We start from the raw sequence: 22,076 nt of genomic DNA, 5'->3' as shown, positions 1-22,076 counted from the left end.
CTATTCGTATTTAAGGGCTTTTACGGGATCGGCCAGGGCGGCGCGCAGGGCGCGGTAACCCACCGTGACCCAGGCAACCAGGATGGAGCTCCCCATCACCCAGACGAAGACGTCCCAGCCGATGGTGATCCGGTTGGCGAAGTTAGCCAGGGCCATATGCATCAGCCAATAACCAACCGGCGCAGCCACGAGGAACGCGAGGCCGATCAACAGGGTAAATTCCCGGGAGAACAAAACCAGGATACTTTGGACGGAGGCGCCAAGGACTTTGCGGATACCCACCTCTTTTGTCTTTTGGACCACCATAAAGGAGACCAGTCCGTACAAACCCAGACAAGACACGATCAGGGCAATCGATGCGAAAATCCGTATCAGCTTTTCCATCGCGCTCAACAAGGTGAAATATTTGGCGACGTTTTCGTCCATGAAATGCTGTTCATACGCATATCCCGGGAAGGCGTCCTTCCACTGCTTCTGAACGGCGGCCATCACCCGCCCGCCCTGTCGCGGATCGAACCGGATGGCTATGTATTGGTAGTAGCTCAGGTTGGTCGACAACATCAGGGGCGGGATTGCGCTCATCGGGGCCGAGCTGCTGAAATCCTTCATTACGCCTACGATAGGAAAGCTTCCGCCCATGACGTCGATCTTCCTGCCGAGTATACCGGAGGCGTCCTTGAAACCCAGCTGGCGAGCCGCGGTCTCGTTAACCAGGACTTCGCGCATCGTGTCGCTGGCAAACGGCAACCGGCCAGCCGCCAGTCCGAGGTGGAACGTACGGAAGTACGCCGTGTCCGCAAAACGGATCACGATACCAAAGTCGGGCATTTTAGTCTCGAAGGTGAAGCTGGTCGTCATCGTCCGGCGGGCGGAGGGTGCATCCAGGCACAAACTGACCGACTGCACACCGGGAATGGCTTCCATCTGCCGTTGTGTATACGGGAACCGGGTTTGACTGAGGCTGTCCGTGGGTAGGTTCACCAACGCCACCGACTCCTTGTCAAAACCCAACGGCATATTCTTCAGGAAGTGTATCTGCTCCATGATCACGATCGACCCCACCATCAGCAGCTGGGCTATCAGGAATTGGAATACGACCAGCCCGCGGCGCAGGAAACGACCCCGCGCATTCCCCGTCGCCGAGGCGTTCCGGATCGCGCGGATGGGGTTGAGCCCGGAAACGACGAGGGCAGGGTAGAGTCCGGCCAGCAGGGTCACCGCTATCCCCATGAGCAAAATGAAGACCAGGATGGAGGGGTGATCCGATATGTTCAGGTAGATGGGTTCGTTCAGCAGCTGCCGGAAATAGGGAAGGGACAGCTCCGCCATGATACAGGCTAAAAGGAGCGACAGGAAAACGATCACGCCGGTCTCGCCGAGGAATTGGGCCGCCAGCGATTTGCGGGAGCTGCCCAGCACCTTGCGCACCCCTATCTCCTTGGAGCGCTGGACCGACTGCGCGGTAGCCAGGTTGATGAAGTTGATGCACGCGATCAGCACCAGGAAGGCGCCGACAAGACCCAGCCCCCACAAAAGCCCGGGAGGCGTTATCTTACCGGTATTAGTACCGAGCCGGGGGTCATAGTGGACCTGGCTCAACGGTTGAAAGGCAAAGGATTCTTTTTCACCCGGACCTTTATTGTCATAGAACCTGGCGGCAAACGCGTCGATACTACGCTCAACCTGTTCGATATGCTGTCCTTTGCCCAGGAGGGCGTAACAATTGAAGTTCCCCATCCAGTTGTGCCAGTTGGTGCCGGTGCGGCCGGCATACGTTGCGTACGAAACGGCGATCCGTATCGCCAGGTCGGTATTGTCCGGGGGATCGGTCATCACCCCGGTTACGGTCAGGGGCGTGCTGCGGTCCATCTGGACGACTTTGCCCATAGCCGCATCGGAGCTTCCAAACCAGTTCCGCGCCACGGAAGCGTCGATCGCCACGGTGTTGGGCTCCGACAGCGACGCAGGGTCACCCGCGAGCCAGGGCTGGTCGAAAATCCCGAAAATGGCCGGCTCCACGTAGGTGACGCCCGCGTTTTCCTTGACCATCAGGTCCTCCTGACCCGGCCGGGTAATGGTGAACTGTGGGTTGATGATCCCGAAGGTGCAGGCCACCTTTTCCAGCTGTGGGAAGGACTGCCGGAGCTCCGGCGCCAGCGGAACCGGCACGCCCTGGTACAGGTGGTCGCCCTCCGGACCGCCGAACGAATGGGTAACGACCCGATAGATCCGGTCCTTTTTGGCGTGGTAGGTATCGAAGCTCAGCTCGAACCGGATGATCAGGAAGAGCACGAGGGCGGCCCCTATCCCCACGGAAAGACCGAGGATATTGAGGAGGGAAAACCCCCGTTTGCGCCAGAGCGAGCGCAACGCTATTTTGAAGTAATTGCGGATCATAGTCTATTCGTATTTAAGGGCTTTTACGGGATCAGCCAGGGCGGCGCGCAGCGCACGGTAGCCCACGGTCGCCCAGGCAATGATGATGGATAACAGGATGGACAGCGCAAACACCATCCAGCCGATGGGGGCGCGGAAGTAGAACTTGTGCAGCCACCCGTTCATGAAATAATAACCCAGCGGCGCAGCCACCACGAACGCAATGCCTATCAGCAGGGTGAACTCCCTGGAGAAGAGCAGGACGATACTTTGCACCGATGCCCCCAGCACCTTCCGGATGCCTACCTCCTTGGTGCGTTGCGTCGCCATAAAGGAGACGAGACCGTATAGCCCCAGGCAGGAAATAAAGATTGCCAGCAGGGAAAAGAGCTGGAACAGGTGGGCGGCGACCTGGCTGGGCTTATAGTAGCCCTCGATGTCGGTGTCGAAGAAGGAATAGGAAAACACCTCGTTGGGGTAAACCGACTGGTAGACCTTTCTGATGCGGTCGAGGGTTTCGCCCGTATGGGCGGCGTCCAGGTGGATCGCGACCTGTTCGTACCGGAAGGCCAGGGGCGCTACCATCACCGCGTCGATGGAATCTTTCAGCGGGCGGTCGTGGAATTCACGCACCACGCCGACGATGAGATGGCCGGGGCCATTGCCGTTGCCAAAGAAAATCTGGTTGCCGACGGCATCCGAAGGTTTGTGGAAGCCGAGCAAACGCGTGGCGGTTTCGTTGAGGGTGAGCTCCCTCAGCGTATCGCTGTTGTCGGGATAGCGACCGGCCAGCAGCCTCATCCCAAAGGTTGACAAATAGTCGTTGTCCCCGAAGCGCATACCCAACGACCAGTCCCGGGCCTCGGTTTCACCCTGCAGCCGGATCGACGTGAACCAGCCGCCGTCCTCCGAAGGAGGTCCGTCGCAAAAGGCGGCCTCCCGAACCCCGGGTATCCGCAGGACTTCGTTTTTCAAAACGCCGTATTTCGCCCTGGCGGAATCCGTGCCGGGTATGCCGACCATGGCGATTTGGTCCGGCTTAAAACCCAATGGCTGGTCACGCATGAATTTCATTTGCCGGACGACTACCAGCGTACCGATGATCAGCAGCTGGGCCGCGACGAACTGTACCACGACGAGTCCCCGTCTCAGAGAAATGCCGCCGATCCTGCCGGTGGTGATCTTGTTCTTGATCGCCTCGATCGGGTCAAAACCAGACAGGACCAGGGCGGGGTAAGCGCCGGAAAGGAATATGACCGCGATAGCGATGACCGTCATGAAAACGCCGATCGACGGATGCTTCCACCAATTAAAGGACAGACCGGGTTTGCCCACCATCGCCCTGAGCGAAGGCAGACACAGCTCCAGGACGATACATGCTAATACCAGCGCGATACCCACGAGCACCGCGGTCTCCAGGAAGAACTGCCGCAGGAGTTGAGCGCGACTGCTCCCCAGGACCTTGCGCACGCCCACCTCGCGCGAGCGGTTGACCGCGTAGGCGGTGGACAGGTTGACGAAGTTGATACAGGCTACCCCGATCAGGAACAGCCCGATGACCGCCAGCGCCCAAAGGTCGCTGGTGGTTAGACCCCCGGGTCCGTAGTTGCCGTCCTTCTCGTCGAAGTGCACCGCGCTGAGCGGCTGCCAGTTCGCGTGCATGTTGCCGTTGTTCCCGTTGGCCGCGGCGAAATGACGGGTGGAAAAGTCTTTCAGCCGTGACGACACCGCAGCTGTATCCGTGCCTTGACGCAAAAGGACGAACACCGAAGAAGAAGACGTAATACCCCCCCAATTCCGACCATCGGTCAACTCCGCGAGGTTCCGGGAATGCCAGTCTTCGTATGAAAGGATCACGTTCATCGGCACGTCCGTGTTGGCGGGGGGATCCTCGACGATCCCGGTGATCTTGAACGGTCGGTGGCTCTGGCCCGTGATCACCGTCTTACCCATGGCGTCCTGCCATCGGCCAAACCATTTCTTCGCGGTGCTTTGGCTGATAGCCATCGTCCGGGGTTCCTTTAGCGCGGTTTCAGGTCGTCCGGCGAGCCACCGGACGTCGAACATGCGGAAAAACTCGGGACCGGCGAAAAAGACGTTGTCCTCCTGACCCATCTTAAACCGCTTCTCGTCCGAGACGATAAAAGGTATGTCATTCACTTGGTAGATATGCGCCACGGCCTCGAACTCGGGGAACTCGGCCCGCAGGGCGTCGGGCTCCGGCAAGGGGATCGACGCGTGGGTGACGAGGGTCCCGTCTTTCTGGTTGTACTGCGTGAGCATCCGGTAAATCCGTTTGCCTTTGGTGTGGTACGCGTCGAAGCTCAGCTCGTTGGTGACCACGATAAAGATCGCGGTCGCCGCGGCAATCCCCACGGCCAGGCCGCCGATGTTGAGGAGAGAGAGCGTCCTTTTCCTCCACAGGCTCCGAAAGGTTACTTTCCATTCGTGTTGTTGCATGGCTATGGTTTTATTCGTATTTGAGGGCTTTGACGGGATCGGCCAGGGCGGCGCGCAGGGCGCGGTAACCCACGGTCGCCCAGGCGATCAGGATGGACAACGCGATGGCGGCCACAAAGACCTCCCAGCCGATCGGCGTCCGGTAGTAAAAGCCGTTCAGCCACTGGTGCATGAAGTAATACCCGAGCGGCGCCGAGATCAGGAATGCGATGCCGACCAGCAGCGTGAACTCCCTGGAGAACAGGAAGACGATGCTCTGAACCGAGGCGCCGAGCACCTTCCGGATCCCGACCTCCTTTGTCTTTTGTGCGGCCATATACGAGACCAACCCGTACAACCCCAGGACCGAAATAAGGATCGCCAGTATGGCAAACAGCCGGAACAGCTTGCCCGCCGTGGCTTCCGTGTGATAGTTGTCCATCAGGACGTCGTCATAAAATGTTGGGTCGAATACGTGCTCGGGGAAAACCTCGCCATAGACCGCACCCACGGACTGCAGACCGGCTTCGGGGTGCTGCGGGTCGAAACGAACCGCCAGCAGGTTGTAGCCCTTGGTGGCGGGTGCGACGACCAACGGACGGATCCCCTGCAGGTCGTTGAGCGGTTTGTCGTTAAAATCCTTGATCACACCCACGATCGGGAGGTGCCTGCCCACTCCGCCCAAACGGAGCTCCCGGCCGATCGCCTCTTCATCGGAGTGAAGCCCGAACATTTTTACGGCGGTTTCGTTCACGACGACCTCGCGTATCGTATCTGACGGATAGGCTTGTCGTCCGGCAGCCATTTGCATGTGGAACGTACGGATATAGTCGGTATCGGCATAGCGCACCATGATGGAGGTACCCTCCGGCTGCGGCCGGGTGTCGAAAAATACGTCGGTGTTCCAGGAGTCCTCGGTCGACGGCGGGCTATCCGCCAGGGTGGCCGATAAGACGCCGGGAAGGTGGCTGACTTTTTCTTTGAAATACAGGTATCGCCCGACGCCTACGCTATCGGACGGCAACCCGACCAGGGCAATGGCTTTCCGGTCGAAACCCATGGGGCGATTGCGATATAATGTCATTTGCTTGATCACCACGAGGGTGCCGATGATCAGCAGCTGGGCTATGACGAATTGCAGCACGACCAAGCCCCGCCGCAGGGAAATGCTACCCCGGCCGGCGGTGTGCAGCTTGCTTTTTATGGCATCCACCGGGTCAAAGCCGGCCAGTACCAGCCCCGGGTAAAAACCCGCCAGGAAGGTCACCACCACCCCGGTTCCCAACAGGAAAAGCAAGGCCAGCGGCACCTGGAAAAGCGTCAGCGTCAGCTCCCGGTTAGCCAACCGGCCAACCGCGGGTAGAAAAAGCTCGGTAAGGATACACGCCAGGACCATGGCGACCAGCGTCAGGAGCGCGGTTTCCATGAAGAACTGGGTAAGGAGCTGGCGCTGGTTGCTCCCCAGTACCTTCCGGACGCCGATCTCCTTGGAGCGGGCCGTGGACTGGGCGGTGGACAGGTTCACGAAATTGATACACGCCACGACGACCAGGAATAACCCGATCAGCCCCAGCGCCCACAGCTCGCTATTGGAAAGGTTGGGGTCGCCATACCGGTCGCGGTCGTCGGCGTGCATGATCTTGAAGGGGACGAGCACGTTAGTGGTGACGGCTGAACCTTCGCCATCGGTCTGGGCGTAATTTTTCCTGGAGAAGGCGGGCAGACCGGCCTCGATCGTTTTGGGGTCCTGGCCCGGGTGGAGGAGGACAAAACACTCCGACGAGCTTCCCATCGAGCCCCACGTCGTGGGTGACGCGAAATCGGCCCGGTTCAGGACGCGGAAAGTGGCATAAGAGATCGCAATCTTCAACTGGATGTCCGTATTGGCGGGGGGATCCTGGAGCACACCGGTGATAGCCACCGGGAAACGGTCGTCTCCAAACAGCACCGTCTGGCCAACCGCCTTGTGCCAGTCGCCAAACCATTTATCCGCCATGGACTTGCTGACCGCCATCGTATAGGGGTCCTTCAGCGCGGTCGCCGGGCTGCCCTGTAGCCAGGGGAAGTCGAGGATATCGAAAAATGACGGCTCTATATAAAAGACGCCGTTCGGCTCCTTGTATTGCCGGTTTGTTCCCGTGTGGGGGATCGAAAATTGGGCGGCTCCGATCCTCCAGGTGGCGGCAACCGCCTCCACCGAAGGGAAAGTCAGCCGGAAGGCGTCCGGTGCAAGAATGGTGGTCACCCCATAGTGCTGCACGTCACCCGACCGTAGCTTGAGGTCGGTGACGAGACGATACGCACGGTCCCTTTTGGAATGGAATGTATCGAAGCTCTGTTCGTTACGAACGACCAGGAAGATGATGAGGGCGCAGCCCATACCCACCGCGAGCCCGAGGATGTTCAGGAAGGCGAAGGTCTTTTTGCGCCAGAGCGCGCGGACGGCTATTTTGAGGTAGTTTCGGATCATGGCTATTCGTATTTGAGTGCTTTGACAGGATCGGTCAGCGCGGCGCGCACCGCCCGGTAACCCACCGTCGCCCAGGCGATCACGATGGAAGCGGCGATGGCCAGCGCGAAGATGTCCCAGCTGATGTTTGTCCTGAAATAATAGGTTTGCAGCCACTGGTGCATCACGTAGTACCCCACCGGCGCCGCCAGCGCAAAGGCCGACGCCACCAATATGGTGAATTCCTTCGAAAACAGGTATACGATGCTTTGCACCGAAGCGCCCAATACCTTACGGATACCGACCTCTTTTGTCTTCTGGGCCGCCATGAAGGAAACCAGGCCGTAGAGACCCAAACAGGAGATAAAGATGGCGAGCGCGGCGAACACCTTGAAGAGCGTCCCGGCTTTGACTTCGTTCTGGTAGTAGTCCTGTATCTGGCGGTCCAGGAAATGGGCGTCATAAATACGTTCCGGGAAGGTCTTCTCATACAGCGACCGTATTTTGGGCATCACCTGCCCGATCTTGTCCGCGTCGATCCGGACGCCCATTTCATAGTACTGACTTTTGTCGGTCATCAGGAGCATCGGTTTGATCCGGTCTATCATCGACGTCGTCACGAAGTCGCGGGCGACGCCCACTACCGTCATCCTGGCGTTGTTGTCGTAGGGGACCCGGATAGTTTTACCCAGGATATCGTCATCGGAGCGCAGCCCCAGTTCGCGGACGACGGCTTGGTTGACGACCGTTTCACGGATGGTGTCTGACGGATACGGCGCCCGGCCCGCTGCCAGGGGAATATGATAGGTCGACAGATAATCGGCTTCGCCGAATTTGTAAATGACCTCGAAGCCCTCCTGCACCACATGCGTATCGTATATAAATCCGCTGGACCATATCGAATTGGTGGCGGGAGCGCCGTTGGAAAAACTGGCCGCTTCGACGCCGGGAATCTGGAGCACGTCGTTTTTGAAACCGGGCAGACGCTGATTGGCGAAGGGTACGTACATTTCGGCGATGGCATTCCTGTCAAAACCCATCGGGCGACTGTTGAAATAGTGCAGCTGCCGGAGCACCACCAGGGTGCAGATGATCAGCAATTGGGCCGTGACGAACTGGAAAGCCACCAGGCCGCGTCGTAGCGAAATACCGCCAACCGTGCGGCTGGTAATTTTGTTTTTCAACGCCCCGATAGGGTTGAAACCCGCCATGACCATGCCCGGGTACAGACCCGCCAGGCAGGTCACCACCAAGATCGTCGTCAGCAGGAACACCAGCGTCGCCGGCGCAAAAAGGGCGTTCCATCCAATCTGCTCGCCGAGCAGCCGGCAAACCGGCCCCAGGGCCAGCTCGGCCAGGACGCACCCGATCAGGGCGCTGCACAGCACGAGGAGGGCGGTTTCGGTCATAAAGCGCGCCAGCAGCTGGTTCCGGTTGCTCCCCAGGACTTTCCGGACGCCGATTTCACGGGCGCGGTTGACCGAAAGCGCGGTGGCGAGGTTGATGAAGTTTATACAGGCCACCAGCAACAGAAAGCAACCGATGAGGACCAGCGCGATCAGGTTGGTGTACGACAAGCCGTCCGGCCCGGGGCGGCCCAGCCGGGTGTCGAAGTGCATCTCGGAAAGGGGCTGGAAAAAACTGGAGTCCCGGCTGTCGGAGTGTTCGAAGAGCGGTGTATAGTGTTTGGCTACGAATGCCGGCAGGCGCCGGTTCATGGAGGCGATCGTCGCCCCTTGTTTTAACAGGAAATAACACTGGACGCTGCTGCTAAAATTGTCCCAGCTGCCCGGCTCGGTGAACGTACCCGGACGGTCGTTGCGGTACGTGGCGAACGACAGGGCGATCTTTATGGGCACGTCCGTATTGGCGGGAGGGTCCGCCATGATACCCGTGATACGGAAGGGTCGACGGTTGTCATTCATCAGGACCGTCTTGCCGATGGCGTCCTGCCACCGCCCGAACCAGGTCTCCGCGGTCGTCCGGGAAATGGCCATGGTTTGTATATCGTTCAGCGCGGTTTTGGGGTTGCCCTCGATCCAGGGCATGTCAAAGATTTCAAAAACGGCGGGGTCGACGAAATCGGCGTCGATCTGGAATTTTTTCTCGGTGGCGCCCGGGATAGTCACCTGCATCCCTTGCCGGATCACGTCGCCGGCGGCCTCTACTTCGGGGAATTCCGCCCTAAGTCCATCCACCAGGGGCGGGGGGGCGTTCCCGTCGAAGTCGGTGGTCCCGTTCCGGTAGGTCTCGGTACTGACCACCCGGTATATCCGGTCCAGCTTGCTGTGGTACCGGTCGATACTCAGCTCGTTGCGGACAAGCAGGAAGAGTACCAGCGCGGAACCGATCCCAACCCCCAGACCCAGCACGTTCAGGAGGGCGAATTCCTTTTGGCGGCGGAGTGTCCTGAAGAATTTATTCATACTTCAGGGCTTTGACCGGGTCGGCCACGGCGGCCTTCCAGGCTTGTATGGAAACGGTGACAAGGGTGCACAGGAGGGTCAGCGCGACGGTGCCCGCAAAGGCATACCACGGCATGCCGTCCTGGTAGGCGAAACTTTGGAGCCATTGTCGTCCCAGCACCCAAATTACCGGGAGGGCGATGGCGTTGGCGACCAGTACCAGGATCAGGAAGTCCCGGCTGAGGAGGGTGATGACGCCGTTCACGGAAGCGCCCAGGACCTTCCGGATACCGATCTCCTTAGTACGCTGCAGCGCGATAAAGGCGCTCAGCACGAAGATGCCAAGGAGCGCGATCAACAGAGTAAGGCTGGAAAAGGCGGTGAACAGGGTGTCCATCTCCCGGTATTTCTGGTACATCCGGTTGAATTGCTCGTCCAGGAAGTGGTATTCCAGGGGGAAACCGGGTTCTATTTCTTTCCAGGCGGCCGTCAGTTGCTTGATGGTCAGGGGCAGGTTGGTTCCGTCCACTTTCAGGATGACGTGCGTACAGGGGTTGGTATTGTCCGATTCGATCTGGTAGACGGTTGGCTCCGCGGCCCTTTCAAAACCCCGCTGGTTGATGTCGCCTACGATACCGACGATCGTCATCTTGTTGAGCCAGGGATGGCCGAGGACCGGCGTTTTATAGTGTCTGAGGGCGGTTTCGTTCAGGATGAGCGAATTGGAATCGAGGCCATAAGAGCTATTGAAGAACCGGCCCTTTTTCAATTGCATACCCATGGCTTCGAAATAATCATAGCCTACGGTCACTACGTCCAAGCCATCCACGTGTTCACCTTGTACGTCCGAACCGATGACCTGCATTTCCTTGTCCCCTGGCAGGTAGTTGACCTTGCTGACGATCCTGACGCCCGGCAGGGACGACAGGCGGTTTTTGGTTTCTTCCCAGTGTTGGGCCACGCTCGTATGCACCTCGGCCACGATTACCTGCTCCTTGTGAAAACCGGGATCCAGCCGCTCCATGTATTGTTCCTGGTGGTGAATGACCAGGAGCGACCCGACGGCCAGGGCTGCAAAGGCGAACTGTACGATGAGGAGCATCTTCCGGATCATCGCGCCGCGTCCCTTACCCTGATATTCGCCCTTCATCACCCGGACCGGTTCCAGCCCGCTGATGTGGTAGGCTACAAATCCGCCGCTGGCGCCGATGACCAAGACCCCGATGGCCAGGGCGACCCAGAGGTTCTTCCAGGCGCCGCCGTCGAACAGGTGAAGCTTCACACCGAGGAGGCTGCCCAGCGAGGGTAGGAACAGCTCCGCGATGACGAGGCCCAGCACCAGGCCGACCAGCACCTGGAGCGTCGTCTCCAACAGGTAATAGAGCGCGAGGCTATACCGCTGCGCGCCGAGCACCTTGCGCATCCCCGTCTCCCTGGACCGGCGGATCGACTGGGTGATATTGAAGTTCGTAAAGTTGATACAGGCGATGACGAGCAACAACAAGGCTATCCCGATCAACAAACGCAGCATCTTCGCATCCCCATGGAGGACAAAGTCATTGTGGATGTCGGTGCGGAAGTATAGATCCGTCAAAGGGATCAGCTTGAATCGTTGTTTGGCGGCGGAGGCATTGTCGTCCTTCATCTCGGGCAACCGGTTCACTTCCTGGCTGATTCGGCTTTCCAGGCGTTTGATGTCGGTCCCGGGACGAACGGCGATGTAGGAGTAGAAGTTCCAGTTGAACCATCCGTCCCCCTTGCTGTTGAGCTTGTGAACGATGTCGGCCTGGAAGTGCGTGGGTGTCGATGGCGTTCTAAAGACGCCCGAAACGATGACGGGGTTTTTGGCTTGCCAGTAAATAACCTTTCCGATGGCCGGCTTATCCCCAAAAAGTTTTTTAGCCACGAGGTCGCTGATGACGACCATGTTGGTTTCTTTCAGGGCCGACGCCGTATCGCCTTCGATCAGCGTATAGGGAAATAAGCGGAAAAAGGTGGAGTCCACGCCTTGCACGTGGTCCACATACACGCTCTTGTCTCCGTTGACGACGAGCCGCTTGCCCATTTCCCAATAGTGAAAGCGGGAATAGTCCGTGATCTCGGGCAGCCGATCCTTCAGGATAGGCGCGAGCTCGCCCACCATCGATGCGCCGATGTCCCCGTTCGGGTCGACCCGCAGCAAGCGGTACACATTGGCTGCCCGGGGGTTCCAATGGTCGTAGCTGCGCTCATAGAACACATACAACATGATCAGGATACAACCCGCCAGGCTGATGGACAGCCCGAGCACGTTGACCAATGAAAATCCCCTGTACTTCCAGAGGTTGCGGAGGGCGATGCGCAGGTTGGTTGCAAACATGGCTATTAGATTGGTTCGGCGATTTTTTCCTTGTTAATCCTCTCGGTGACGATCTGGCCGTCTTTCATATATACGATCCGTTTGGAAAAACTGGCGTCGTGGGAGGAGTGGGTGACCATGATGACGGTGGTGCCGCCCTCATTCAATTCGCACAGGATTTCCATGACCTCGTTCCCGTTGAAGCTGTCCAGGTTTCCCGTGGGTTCATCCGCGAGGATGAGGTTGGGGCGGTTGATAAGCGCCCGGCCAACGGCGACCCGTTGCTGTTGCCCGCCCGACAACTGTTGCGGGAAGTGCGCGCTCCGGTGGCCCAGGTTCATCCGTTTCAGCATGTCGTTCACCCGTTGTTTGCGTTCGGAGGAAGGTACGCCCGCATAGATCAGGGGCAGCTCGACGTTCTCGTATACCGTCAGCTCGTCGATCAGGTTAAAACTCTGGAAGACGAAGCCGATGTTGAGTTTCCGGAATTTCGACCGGTCACGTTCATTTAGTTTCAATGGTTCGGTACCGTTGAATTCGTATGTACCGTTTTCCGGCATATCAAGCAAACCCAGCACGTTGAGCAGCGTACTTTTTCCACAACCGGAAGGCCCCATAATGCTTACGAACTCCCCTGGTTCCACGGAGAAAGACACGCCCTGAAGGGCGGTCGTTTCTACCTCTTCCGTCCGATAGACTTTTGTAAGGTGCTGGATGGTGATCATGGCGGTTTAGTTTGCGTGCCCTTTTTAACGGCCCTATTGCCGTGCCCCGGATTTTTCATTGTAGCAAAACATTGATAATCAGGCATACCTCTTTTGGGTGGGAAATAAATTGTTCATAAACGGACAGTTTTTTTGTTCAAAATCGGACATTTATATTCTTATGAAGAAAATCCCAGCCGGCATCCTCATCGTCGACGACGACCTTGACATCCTTGTCTCTGCGCGCCTCTTTCTCAAGCAGCATTTCCAGTCCGTGGCAATCTGCCAGGACCCCCGGGAGCTGCATGGTATCGTGACCCAGGGCGAAACCGACATCGTCATGCTGGACATGAACTACCGGAAGGGTACCAACGACGGGAAAGAAGGGCTGTACTGGCTGAAATTCCTCCAGGAGACCGATCCCACGCTCATCGTAGTGCTTATGACCGCCTTTGGCGACGTGGAGCTGGCGGTGGAAAGCCTGAAGTCGGGCGCCACCGACTTTATCCTCAAACCGTGGAGCAATGAAAAGCTCCTGGCCACGCTCAACGCCGGCTGGAAGCTCCGCTCCGCGTCCAAGAAGCTCCAGAAAGCCGAACAGGTCACGGAAAGTCTCCAAAACGACTTGATGGGCACTCCTATGCAAATGTCCAACGGGCACTCTGCAGCCATGTCGGACGTACTGAATACCATCCGTAAGGCCGGCCCAACCGACGCCAACTTCCTGATCCTGGGCGAAAACGGTACCGGAAAGCAGGTCACGGCCATGGAAATTCACCGGCTGTCCACCCGGTCCAAAGAGGTTTTTATACACGTGGACCTGGGCGCCCTTCATTCTAATTTATTTGAAAGCGAACTTTTTGGGCACGCCAAGGGCGCCTTTACGGATGCCCGTGAGGACAAGGCCGGCCGTTTTGAGCTGGCCGAAGGCGGCACGCTGTTCCTGGATGAAATCGGCAACTTGCCGCTACACCTGCAATCCAAGCTGCTGCACGCCCTGCAAAACCGCACGATCAGCCGGGTGGGGGAGAACCGCAGCCGTAAGGTGAACATCCGCCTGATCTGCGCAACCAATATGCCGCTCTATGAGATGGTCCGGGAAGGCACCTTCCGGGAAGACCTGCTTTTCCGTATCAACACGGTGGAGCTGACGTTGCCGCCGCTCCGGGAAAGGACGGAGGACATCCCCCAGCTGGCGGAACAGTTCCTGCACCAGTTCAACACCAAGTACCGGAAGAACCTAAGCCTGCGCAAAGACGCCAGGGAAGCGCTCTTACGCTATCCGTGGCCGGGGAATATCCGGGAGCTCCAGCACGTCGTGGAGCGGGCGGTGATCATGGCGGAGGAGGATGAGATCCGGGAAGCGGACTTACATTTGTCCAAGACGGCGGTACCCAGCACCGGCGCGGCACAGACCGCGGCGGGTGGCGCCGCCCTGGACCTGTCGGCGATGGAGCAGCAGCTGATCAAGACCGCCCTCGAAAAACACAAGGGCAACATCAGCAAGGCCGCCAATGAATTGGGACTGACCAGGGCGGCCCTTTACCGGCGGATGGAGAAATTCGGGTTATGAGCGACATTCTAGGGCTGCTCCGGCACCACTTCGGCTATACGGCTTTCCGGCACAACCAGCAGGAAATCATCGAGCACGTCCTCGAGGGAAAAGACACCGTGGCCCTTATGCCCACCGGTGGCGGGAAGTCCATCTGTTATCAAATCCCGGCGCTGGCGCGGGAGGGCGTGGCCATTGTCGTTTCTCCGCTGATAGCGCTGATGAAGGACCAGGTGGATGCGCTGAGGGTGCTGGGTATACCCGCGGCGTATATCAATTCTTCGCTATCCGCCTTCGAGCAGCGTCAGGTTTTCGACCAGTTATCGTCGGGCTCGCTAAAATTATTGTATGTCGCGCCGGAGCGTTTGGTGGGGGAAGGATCGTTGCTTTCTTTCCTTAGCGGTGTCCGCGTATCGCTGTTCGCCATCGACGAAGCCCATTGTATCAGTCAATGGGGTCACGATTTCCGGCCGGAATACCGTTCGCTGAATCAACTCAAGGAACGCTATCCCTCGGTTCCCCTGGTAGCGCTGACGGCGACGGCGGACCACCGTACGCGGCTGGACATCGTTGCCGGGCTCGGTTTGAAAGAGTACCGGCTGTTCGAGAACTCGTTCAACCGTCCGAATATTGCCTACCGGGTCCTTCCCAAAAAGGATTATGTCGACCAGATCATCGCCTATATAGACGCCCACCGGGAGGACGCCGGGATCATCTATTGTCTTTCCCGGTCCGGAACGGAGGAGCTGGCGGAGAAACTTTCGGCCGCGGGCTATTCGGCTGCCGCTTATCACGCCGGGCTTTCGACCGAGACCAGGGACGAGCGTCAAAACGCCTTTCTCCGGGACGACATCCGGGTCATCGTGGCCACCGTTGCCTTTGGGATGGGCATCAATAAAAGCAACGTCCGATACGTCATACACGCCGACCTCCCCAAAAACCTGGAAGGTTATTACCAGGAAACAGGTCGCGCCGGGCGGGACGACCTGCCCAGCGAAGCCGTCCTTTTTTATAGCGGCGCCGATCTGTTCAAGCTCCGTAAAATGGTCCAGGTGGAGGACAACGAGGCCCAGACAAAAATCCTGACCGACAAGCTCCGCAAAATGGCGGACTATTGCGAGTCGACGGCCTGCCGCCGCCAGTTCCTGCTCAATTATTTCGGGGAGGATTATGAGCCTCCCTGTGGCAATTGCGATACCTGTCTGGATACCCGAACCCGGACGGACGCCACCGAGGCCGCGCAAAAGGTGCTCAGCGCCGTCTCCCGTTTACAGGAGCGTTTTGGTATCGGCTATGTCATCGACTTTTTACGCGGCGCCGAAACGGTCAAACCCTGGCACCAGGAGCTTCGCACTTACGGAGTCGGGAAAGACCTCAGCGCGGTACAATGGCGGGGCATAATAAAGGAACTCATACAGTTAGGCTTTCTCGGACAAACCGATGGACAATACCCGGTGCTGACACTCAGCGCGCGGAGCGGAGCGGTTCTTCGGGGTGGGGAAAGGGTTAGTTTGGTGTCGGCTGCGGCGCCTTCGGCGCCGGTAAAGAAGGGCGCGCGCGGGCGGGGGCGAACGGCTTCCACATCGGGCGCTGCAGGTGTCCGGCCGGACTTCGGGTCCGTGCGCACGCCAGATTTAGCGCCGTCCACGCCGTCCACGCCGGCCTCCGGCGACCACGCGGTTGACCAGCCCGTAGAAATTCCTCCCCGGGAGGAGGCGCTCTTCCAGGAGCTGCGACAGCTGCGCCGCCAATTGGCGGCCGCGGAAAACATGCCTCCTTATATCATCTTCTCCGACGCCACCCTCAACGAGCTGTCGGTCTATCTTCCCCAGACGCCCGACCAATTGGAGCGTATCAGCGGTTTTGGCGCGGTGAAGCTCCGGAAATATGGGGAGGCCTTTTTACAATGTGTTGTGGACTTTTGCGCTACGCAGGGTTTACAGGGACGGATGAACGTCAAACGCGGGAAATAACGAAGCTGTGCTGGCATGCTTTATGTTTTTTTAGCATAGTCAACCCTTTGTTCATCATCAACCGCTAAGCTATGTTACGTTGGACCGTCACCTTCCTGATCATCGCGATCGTCGCCGCCATTTTCGGGTTTGGGGGTATCGCCGCCGGCGCTGCCACCATCGCGAAAATCCTGTTTTTTATTTTTATCGTGCTGTTCCTGCTTTCGCTCATTGGGGGTAGGAGGGTGTAGCGCTCTTCGCCCGCGCCGCGTGGGGCATGGCGCTTTCCGCGACCCGGTGCGCTGCGTGCCCTAGAACAAGCTCCCCTGGGACGAAATCAGCTCCGGCGGTTGGACCGGCAGACCGGCCTCCGTCAGCTTTTCAGCCAGGTATGCCACCAGATCGGGGCAGTCGAGCTCGTCGCGCATATGCGTAAAGAAATACAGCTCCTGCAAGCCCTGTCCGGCCCACCACCGGATCCTGTCCACCCACGCGTCCACCCGTGAGTAGTCGGTAGGGTGAAGGTTGTACGCAACAAACCGGACAAAAGCCCTGGCCGTCGTCAACTCCATATGCGCGCAATCCCGCCGGCCCGCGGTATCGGTGATGACCGCGCCGATCCCCAATTCCCGCAGCCGTTCGAAAAATGCCTGCCGGTACCGGACGTTCAGAAACCAGTCCGGGTGTCGCACCTCCAGGAAAAAAACGAACCCGGCCGGCAAGGTCCGCAAAAAGTCGAACAAGACCCGACCCTGGGCAGGTGCAAACTGGTCGCTTAGCTGTAAAAAGACCGGGCCAATATGGTCCCCTAAAGCGGATACCCCGTCCAGGAAGGCCGTCGTCAGGGTCTCGACACCCATCAGGTTGCTGTGATGGCTGATGCTTTGCGGGAATTTGGGACAAAACCGGAACGGCCGGTCCCCCGCTTTTTCGGCCCAGCGGCGAATCTCACCCGGGGTGTAAATCTTATAGTGCGTAGCGTTCAGCTCGACGGCGTTAAACTGGCGTACATAGTGATCCAGGAAGTTCCCGTCCTTAGTTCCCTGGGGATATATCTTACCGATCCATTCCTTTCTGCCCCAGGTTGGGCAGCCTATATACAACTGCGTTTTTCCCGCGCCATGTTTTCTTTCCCCGCTTTTGGCCGCCGCCAGTACAGCCGCATTTCCCGCGGGCTCCCCGGGGAGCGAGAAGTCCACCTGGTCGAGCTGCGTCGCAGGAATAAAACCAAAGTCCATGACAATCAACGGGTTCTGAAGGTACTCATCATGGCCGCTGCCGAGGAGGGGTGGCCGGTATCAAAGTCTGCCTTGCATTTTTGTATGTACAGACCCAGGTCTACGTCGCTGGTTCCCTCCATGAATTCGTAGGTGGGCCGGTATTGTTTGGTAAAGGCGGGGATCTGGTCGTCGGTCAGGTTGGTCAGCTTCTTAATCAGGGCTTTGCTGAAACGATGGTCGATGTATTTTTCGTGTTCCTCCCATTCGAAGAACCGTTGATAACCCTTCTGGCGGGCGTTGTATTTGAAACGGAAGGAATTGATCAGATCGTCGAGGTCGAGCCCGACCCCCGCCGAACCGGATTCCGGTCCGTTACTGGTGGTCGACAGACCCGGTTTTTTAAAGTCGAATATCTTTTCGAGATCGGCGCGGTTCTCCAGGGAGTCCTGTTTGTAGGTATGGCCGGCAATAAAGATCTGGGGCAATTCGGGTGCATACACCCGCAAGGAAACGTCAAAGCTCCACGGGTTGTTTATCTCGCCCACGGCAAACCAGGGCGACCTTTTCCCGAGATAGGAGAAATACAGGGAATCGTGATCGGGGACGATGATCTTATAGTTGCCGATAGAATCCGTTATGGTCTGCGGGCCCGACTTGCTGACGACCGTCACGGCCGACAACGGAATCTTCTGGCTGATATCGTACACGGTCCCCTTCACCATCGTCTGGGCGTTTGCCCGGTCAACGACAAAAATACCCGACATCGACACACCCAAGCAAAAGACGAACAAGCGGACAAGAGTTCTCAAGCAAAATGATGATTAGGTTGTAAATTACTGAAGTGAATTGTTACTCCCACCGAGGGTGGGGCCTTTTTAACAACAATTTTCAAGACATGACTTACCATGAATCCGAGGGTCAGACCGAAGTAACGTCCGACCTTGAAAACCTGCTGGCTCCTTCTCCCGCAAGCGCCGGTCTGAGGTTTGCCAATTTTATCATCGACTATGTCATTTTGTATGTCATTTCCTTCGGCGCCGGGATGTTACTCGCACTTTCGGGCCTGGTCGGTTTCGCCCAACATCCATCGTTAGAGGAACGCCTGCGGAACATCCTGATCTTTTCGATCATCTTTGTCGTTTACTATACCCTTATGGAGGGTGCTACCGGCAAGACCATTGGAAAAATGTGTACCGGAACGAGGGTTATCCGTGATGACACGGGGGAACGTATTACGTTCAAGGACGCGCTGCTCCGGTCGCTTTCCCGGTTGGTTCCTTTCGAGGTTTTTTCCGGATTTGGTTTTCCGTGGCATGATACGTGGACGCAGACGACCGTTGTTAGGAATATCTAGGGCGCCTCATGCCCTTGCGCGCAGCGTGGTTAGTGCGCGGCGCTCGTTTTATCGCCCCATATAAACCATTAGGATTTGAACGTCGCTTGGCGTGACCCCGGAGATGCGGGATGCCTGTCCGAGCGTACCCGGTCTGATCCTGCCGAACTTTTGGCGGGCCTCGGCCGATAATGCATGAACCTTGTCATAGTTGAAGTTCTCGGGGATCGTCAGATTTTCCATCTGGCTCATCCGATCCACCAATTCCCGCTCTTTCTGGATGTACACATCATATTTCAGTTGTATATCAGCCTGTTCGAGTATTTCCGCGTCGAAGTCCCGGAGCGCGGAGGCTACCTTCGGGACCTCCCGGTTGAGCTCGGGCAGGGTAACCCCAGGTCTGAGTATGATCTGTTGTGTACGTTGTTTTTGCGTAAGGGGCGCCGATCCCTTCGATTCCAAAAACACGTTGACGTCCTCCGGCTCCAGCGTGAGCTCGGCGATGGTGGATTTGACCTGTTCGACACCCGTTTTTTTCTGTAACATCCGGTCCATCCGTTCCTGGGTGGCCAAACCCATCCTGTAACTCAGCTCCGTCAACCTCAGGTCGGCATTGTCCTGACGGAGCAGCGTCCGGAATTCGGCCCGACTCGTAAACATGCGGTAGGGCTCTTCGGTGCCTTTGCTAATCAGGTCGTCAATCAAAACCCCGATGTAAGCGTCGCTTCGCTGGAGGATCAATGCATCCTGGCCGGTGACCTTGTGGTGCGCGTTGATACCCGCCATGAGCCCCTGACAGGCGGCCTCTTCATACCCGGTCGTCCCATTGATCTGACCCGCGAAGAAAAGATTGTCCAATAGTTTGGTCTCCAGCGAGTATTTCAACTGTGTCGGGGAGAAATAGTCGTATTCGATCGCGTACCCGGGACGGAACATCCGGCAATTCTCAAAACCGGGCACCATCCGCAGGGCGTCAAATTGGACAGATTCCGGCAGCGAGGTCGAAAACCCATTCACATAGATCTCCACGGTATTCCATCCTTCAGGTTCCACAAACAGCTGGTGTCTTTCGCGCTCGGAAAACCGGTTGATCTTGTCCTCGATGCTGGGACAATACCGGGGACCGACACCCTGGATACGGCCCTGGTACATAGGAGAGCGGTCAAAACCGGTTTTTAGGATGTCATGCACTTCAGGGCTGGTATAGGTGATCCAGCAACTCCGCTGCGCTTCCGCTTTTATGCGGTGGGTAGGCATATAGGAGAACCCAACGACTTCGTCGTCCCCCTTTTGCTCCGTCATTTTGGAATAGTCCAGGCTCCGGCCATCGATCCGGGGGGGCGTACCTGTTTTTAACCGGTCGCTTTCGAATCCGAGCTCCACCAATTGCTCGGTGATGCCACTGGCGGCTTTTTCCGCCACGCGCCCGCCACCGAATTGTTTTTCCCCGATATGGATGACGCCATTGAGAAAGGTGCCATTGGTCAAGACGACCGCCCGGCCTTTGATCTCGTGTCCCAATCCGGTCAAGACGCCTTCTACACGACCGTGTCGGACGATCAGACCTTTAACCACGTCCTGGTAGAAATCGACGTTCGGGGTCTGCTCCAACATTTCCCGCCAAACCGCCGCAAACAACATCCGGTCATTTTGAGTCCGGGGGCTCCACATCGCCGGCCCTTTCGACCGGTTCAGCATCCGGAACTGGATCGTACTCCGGTCGCTGACGATACCCGAATACCCGCCCATGGCGTCGATCTCCCGGACGATTTGCCCTTTTGCGATCCCGCCCATCGCCGGATTACAGCTCATTTGCGCGATCGTCTGCATGTTCATCGTCACCAGGAGGACCTTCGACCCCATATTTGCCGCCGCCGCTGCCGCTTCACAGCCTGCATGCCCGGCGCCAACCACTATTACATCGTATTCGGGAAACATGTTGCAAAGTTACGGGTTTCCGCGGGGCGGGAGGAACTGCGGGTTTAGAGCCTCTGTGGGGGGCGGCGCGGCGCGGGGGGCGGCGATGGGCGCGTTGCGGATGTTCCACGAAAAACAGTTTCTCTATGAAACATTTCCCGATATTTGTTTTATGGCAAGAAAGAAGTGGACCCCCCAGCCCGAAGTGACCGACGCGGTAATCAAATTCCGGGAAAAAAGGAAGTGGCAGATCGCCCTTCGACGCTACGTACTCGAACAACGATGGAGTGCGGCGTACGCTCCTTTCTTCGGTATCGACATCCTCCGTTTCAGGGACTGGATCGCTTTGCAGTTTACTGGTGAACAAGGGTGGGGAAACTTCTCCGAAAGCTGGCAATTCGACCACATCCTGCCCGTTGCCTATTTTGACTTCCTCGATGAACAGGAGCTCCGCCTTTGTTGGAACTTTACCAATATCCGGGTTCAATCCCTGGGGTCGGAAAACCGGGGGATCGATATTCTGGGCGCAAAAAACTACTTTAAAACCCTTTTCAACAAGACCGGTTACTCCGTCTGCGGGCTCATGGTCCAAAAAATCGAGACCCTGGAAACCGCACAGCAAGTAAGTGCCAGTAGACAGGAGGCATTCCTAGAGACGCATCTTTCCTACCTGACGACGATCGCGTCGTTCTCTGAATACGAATACGGTCAGCTAAACGAGGGCGTTCCCCTGACCGTTATCCTCGACGGTCATGCTTTTAGCGAACGGTTCCATGCGGAAAATGGCGGTCCCGGCCCAAGCGCGACGGCCGCAGATACCCATTGATTTACAGTCAAAAACTCGAAGTTTCAATGTGAAACGGTTCTCCGTGGAACAATTTCCTCAACCCGGGAGCAGCCGCATATATTCCTCCTCCTTCCCCCGCATCAAGGAAACCTCCTCCTCTGTCTTATCGCCATACCCACACAAATGCAACGCCCCGTGAAAGATTACTCGCAAAAGCTCCTTCCCGACAGGAATCCCCAGGGTTTTGGCGTTGTCACGGACCCGGTCGATACTGATATAAACCTCGCCTTCGACGCCCAGGGTATCCGGCTCATCGCCCAGCTGAAAGGTGATGATATCGGTATAATAGTCGTGCTGCAGGAAATCCTGGTTGATCCGAAGGAGATATTCGTCGGTGCAAAAGATATACTGGAGGGTTCGAAGGGGCCGCCTTTCCTGCTCGAACATACGTTGTAGAACCTCTTTCAAGGCCTTTCTACCGCGGAGGGGCGCCTGGGCGTCTGCATTTGAAAACTGGATCATGCCGTTGGGTCGCGGTATTTCCGCAATTCGTAAATGGAAGAATTTGATACAAAGGTAGCTTTGCAGTGACAAAGAGTTACAG

15 protein-coding genes are annotated in these 22,076 nt (G+C 57.5%); 5 read left to right on the top strand and 10 right to left on the bottom strand.

Annotated elements, in window-relative coordinates:
- The 6 genes from VL547_RS19805 to VL547_RS19780 are packed head-to-tail and all read right to left on the bottom strand — an operon-like array spanning position 1 to position 12,732.
- Positions 1–2,397 (bottom strand): ABC transporter permease, encoded by a 2,397-nt coding sequence (locus tag VL547_RS19805; RefSeq protein WP_325581177.1) that lies wholly within the window; start codon positions 2,395–2,397, stop codon positions 1–3.
- 3 nt (positions 2,398–2,400) lie between these two features.
- Positions 2,401–4,836, bottom strand: a complete 2,436-nt coding sequence (locus VL547_RS19800; protein WP_325581175.1) for an ABC transporter permease — start codon at positions 4,834–4,836, stop codon at positions 2,401–2,403.
- Positions 4,837–4,846: 10 nt separating this feature from the next.
- The gene (locus tag VL547_RS19795) at positions 4,847–7,285 is read right to left on the bottom strand and encodes an ABC transporter permease (protein ID WP_325581173.1); all 2,439 of its coding nucleotides are present in this window, start codon (positions 7,283–7,285) and stop codon (positions 4,847–4,849) included.
- 2 nt (positions 7,286–7,287) lie between these two features.
- Positions 7,288–9,690 carry an ABC transporter permease gene (locus VL547_RS19790; RefSeq protein ID WP_325581172.1) on the bottom strand — a complete coding sequence of 801 codons (2,403 nt, stop codon included), beginning with the start codon at positions 9,688–9,690 and terminating at the stop codon, positions 7,288–7,290.
- Positions 9,683–12,028 (bottom strand): ABC transporter permease, encoded by a 2,346-nt coding sequence (locus VL547_RS19785; RefSeq protein ID WP_325581170.1) that lies wholly within the window; start codon positions 12,026–12,028, stop codon positions 9,683–9,685. Before VL547_RS19785 ends, VL547_RS19790 begins: the two co-directional genes overlap by 8 nt.
- 5 nt (positions 12,029–12,033) lie before the next feature.
- Positions 12,034–12,732, bottom strand: a complete 699-nt coding sequence (locus VL547_RS19780; protein WP_325581168.1) for an ABC transporter ATP-binding protein — start codon at positions 12,730–12,732, stop codon at positions 12,034–12,036.
- A gap of 160 nt (positions 12,733–12,892) precedes the next feature.
- Here VL547_RS19780 and VL547_RS19775 point away from each other — a divergent pair, with 160 nt between their 5' ends.
- From VL547_RS19775 to VL547_RS19765, 3 genes are all read left to right on the top strand, one after another.
- Positions 12,893–14,284 carry a sigma-54 dependent transcriptional regulator gene (locus tag VL547_RS19775; RefSeq protein WP_325581166.1) on the top strand — a complete coding sequence of 464 codons (1,392 nt, stop codon included), beginning with the start codon at positions 12,893–12,895 and terminating at the stop codon, positions 14,282–14,284.
- Positions 14,281–16,236: a DNA helicase RecQ gene (gene recQ, locus VL547_RS19770; RefSeq protein ID WP_325581164.1), complete on the top strand. Its 1,956-nt coding sequence runs from the start codon at positions 14,281–14,283 to the stop codon at positions 16,234–16,236. The genes VL547_RS19775 and recQ overlap by 4 nt, the downstream gene beginning before the upstream one ends.
- A gap of 71 nt (positions 16,237–16,307) precedes the next feature.
- Entirely contained in the window at positions 16,308–16,466 is a 159-nt protein-coding gene (locus VL547_RS19765) for a DUF1328 family protein (RefSeq protein WP_325581162.1), read from the top strand.
- Positions 16,467–16,526: 60 nt separating this feature from the next.
- On the opposite strand, the gene VL547_RS19760 is transcribed toward VL547_RS19765, so the two are convergent.
- Both VL547_RS19760 and VL547_RS19755 read right to left on the bottom strand, forming a co-directional pair.
- The gene (locus VL547_RS19760; protein WP_325581160.1) at positions 16,527–17,453 is read right to left on the bottom strand and encodes a DUF72 domain-containing protein; all 927 of its coding nucleotides are present in this window, start codon (positions 17,451–17,453) and stop codon (positions 16,527–16,529) included.
- Positions 17,454–17,458: 5 nt separating this feature from the next.
- Entirely contained in the window at positions 17,459–18,244 is a 786-nt protein-coding gene (locus VL547_RS19755; protein ID WP_325581158.1) for a hypothetical protein, read from the bottom strand.
- Between the two features lie 86 nt (positions 18,245–18,330).
- Here VL547_RS19755 and VL547_RS19750 point away from each other — a divergent pair, with 86 nt between their 5' ends.
- Positions 18,331–18,789: an RDD family protein gene (locus VL547_RS19750; RefSeq protein ID WP_325581156.1), complete on the top strand. Its 459-nt coding sequence runs from the start codon at positions 18,331–18,333 to the stop codon at positions 18,787–18,789.
- A gap of 48 nt (positions 18,790–18,837) precedes the next feature.
- Here the strand turns inward: VL547_RS19750 and mnmG are convergent, their stop codons facing one another.
- Positions 18,838–20,706: a tRNA uridine-5-carboxymethylaminomethyl(34) synthesis enzyme MnmG gene (mnmG, locus tag VL547_RS19745; protein WP_325581154.1), complete on the bottom strand. Its 1,869-nt coding sequence runs from the start codon at positions 20,704–20,706 to the stop codon at positions 18,838–18,840.
- Between the two features lie 151 nt (positions 20,707–20,857).
- Here mnmG and VL547_RS19740 point away from each other — a divergent pair, with 151 nt between their 5' ends.
- Complete coding sequence (locus VL547_RS19740) at positions 20,858–21,511, top strand: hypothetical protein (RefSeq protein WP_325581152.1); 654 nt, start codon at positions 20,858–20,860, stop codon at positions 21,509–21,511.
- A 57-nt stretch (positions 21,512–21,568) separates the two neighbouring features.
- Here the strand turns inward: VL547_RS19740 and ybeY are convergent.
- The coding region (ybeY, locus tag VL547_RS19735; RefSeq protein WP_325581150.1) for an rRNA maturation RNase YbeY at positions 21,569–22,076 on the bottom strand (508 nt) is incomplete at its 5' end.

The organism is Dinghuibacter sp., from assembly GCF_035492835.1.
GTDB lineage: Bacteria > Bacteroidota > Bacteroidia > Chitinophagales > Chitinophagaceae > Dinghuibacter.
This window is presented reverse-complemented; position numbering and strand designations above follow the sequence as displayed.

Coding starts and splice junctions, on each gene's coding strand:
- VL547_RS19780 (WP_325581168.1), bottom strand. CDS start 12,732: ATGATCACCATCCAGCACCTTACAAAAGTCTATCGGACGGAAGAGGTA.
- VL547_RS19790 (WP_325581172.1), bottom strand. CDS start 9,690: ATGAATAAATTCTTCAGGACACTCCGCCGCCAAAAGGAATTCGCCCTC.
- mnmG (WP_325581154.1), bottom strand. CDS start 20,706: ATGTTTCCCGAATACGATGTAATAGTGGTTGGCGCCGGGCATGCAGGC.
- VL547_RS19775 (WP_325581166.1), top strand. CDS start 12,893: ATGAAGAAAATCCCAGCCGGCATCCTCATCGTCGACGACGACCTTGAC.
- recQ (WP_325581164.1), top strand. CDS start 14,281: ATGAGCGACATTCTAGGGCTGCTCCGGCACCACTTCGGCTATACGGCT.
- VL547_RS19750 (WP_325581156.1), top strand. CDS start 18,331: ATGACTTACCATGAATCCGAGGGTCAGACCGAAGTAACGTCCGACCTT.
- VL547_RS19800 (WP_325581175.1), bottom strand. CDS start 4,836: ATGCAACAACACGAATGGAAAGTAACCTTTCGGAGCCTGTGGAGGAAA.
- VL547_RS19795 (WP_325581173.1), bottom strand. CDS start 7,285: ATGATCCGAAACTACCTCAAAATAGCCGTCCGCGCGCTCTGGCGCAAA.
- VL547_RS19760 (WP_325581160.1), bottom strand. CDS start 17,453: ATGGACTTTGGTTTTATTCCTGCGACGCAGCTCGACCAGGTGGACTTC.
- VL547_RS19785 (WP_325581170.1), bottom strand. CDS start 12,028: ATGTTTGCAACCAACCTGCGCATCGCCCTCCGCAACCTCTGGAAGTAC.
- VL547_RS19740 (WP_325581152.1), top strand. CDS start 20,858: ATGGCAAGAAAGAAGTGGACCCCCCAGCCCGAAGTGACCGACGCGGTA.
- VL547_RS19805 (WP_325581177.1), bottom strand. CDS start 2,397: ATGATCCGCAATTACTTCAAAATAGCGTTGCGCTCGCTCTGGCGCAAA.
- VL547_RS19765 (WP_325581162.1), top strand. CDS start 16,308: ATGTTACGTTGGACCGTCACCTTCCTGATCATCGCGATCGTCGCCGCC.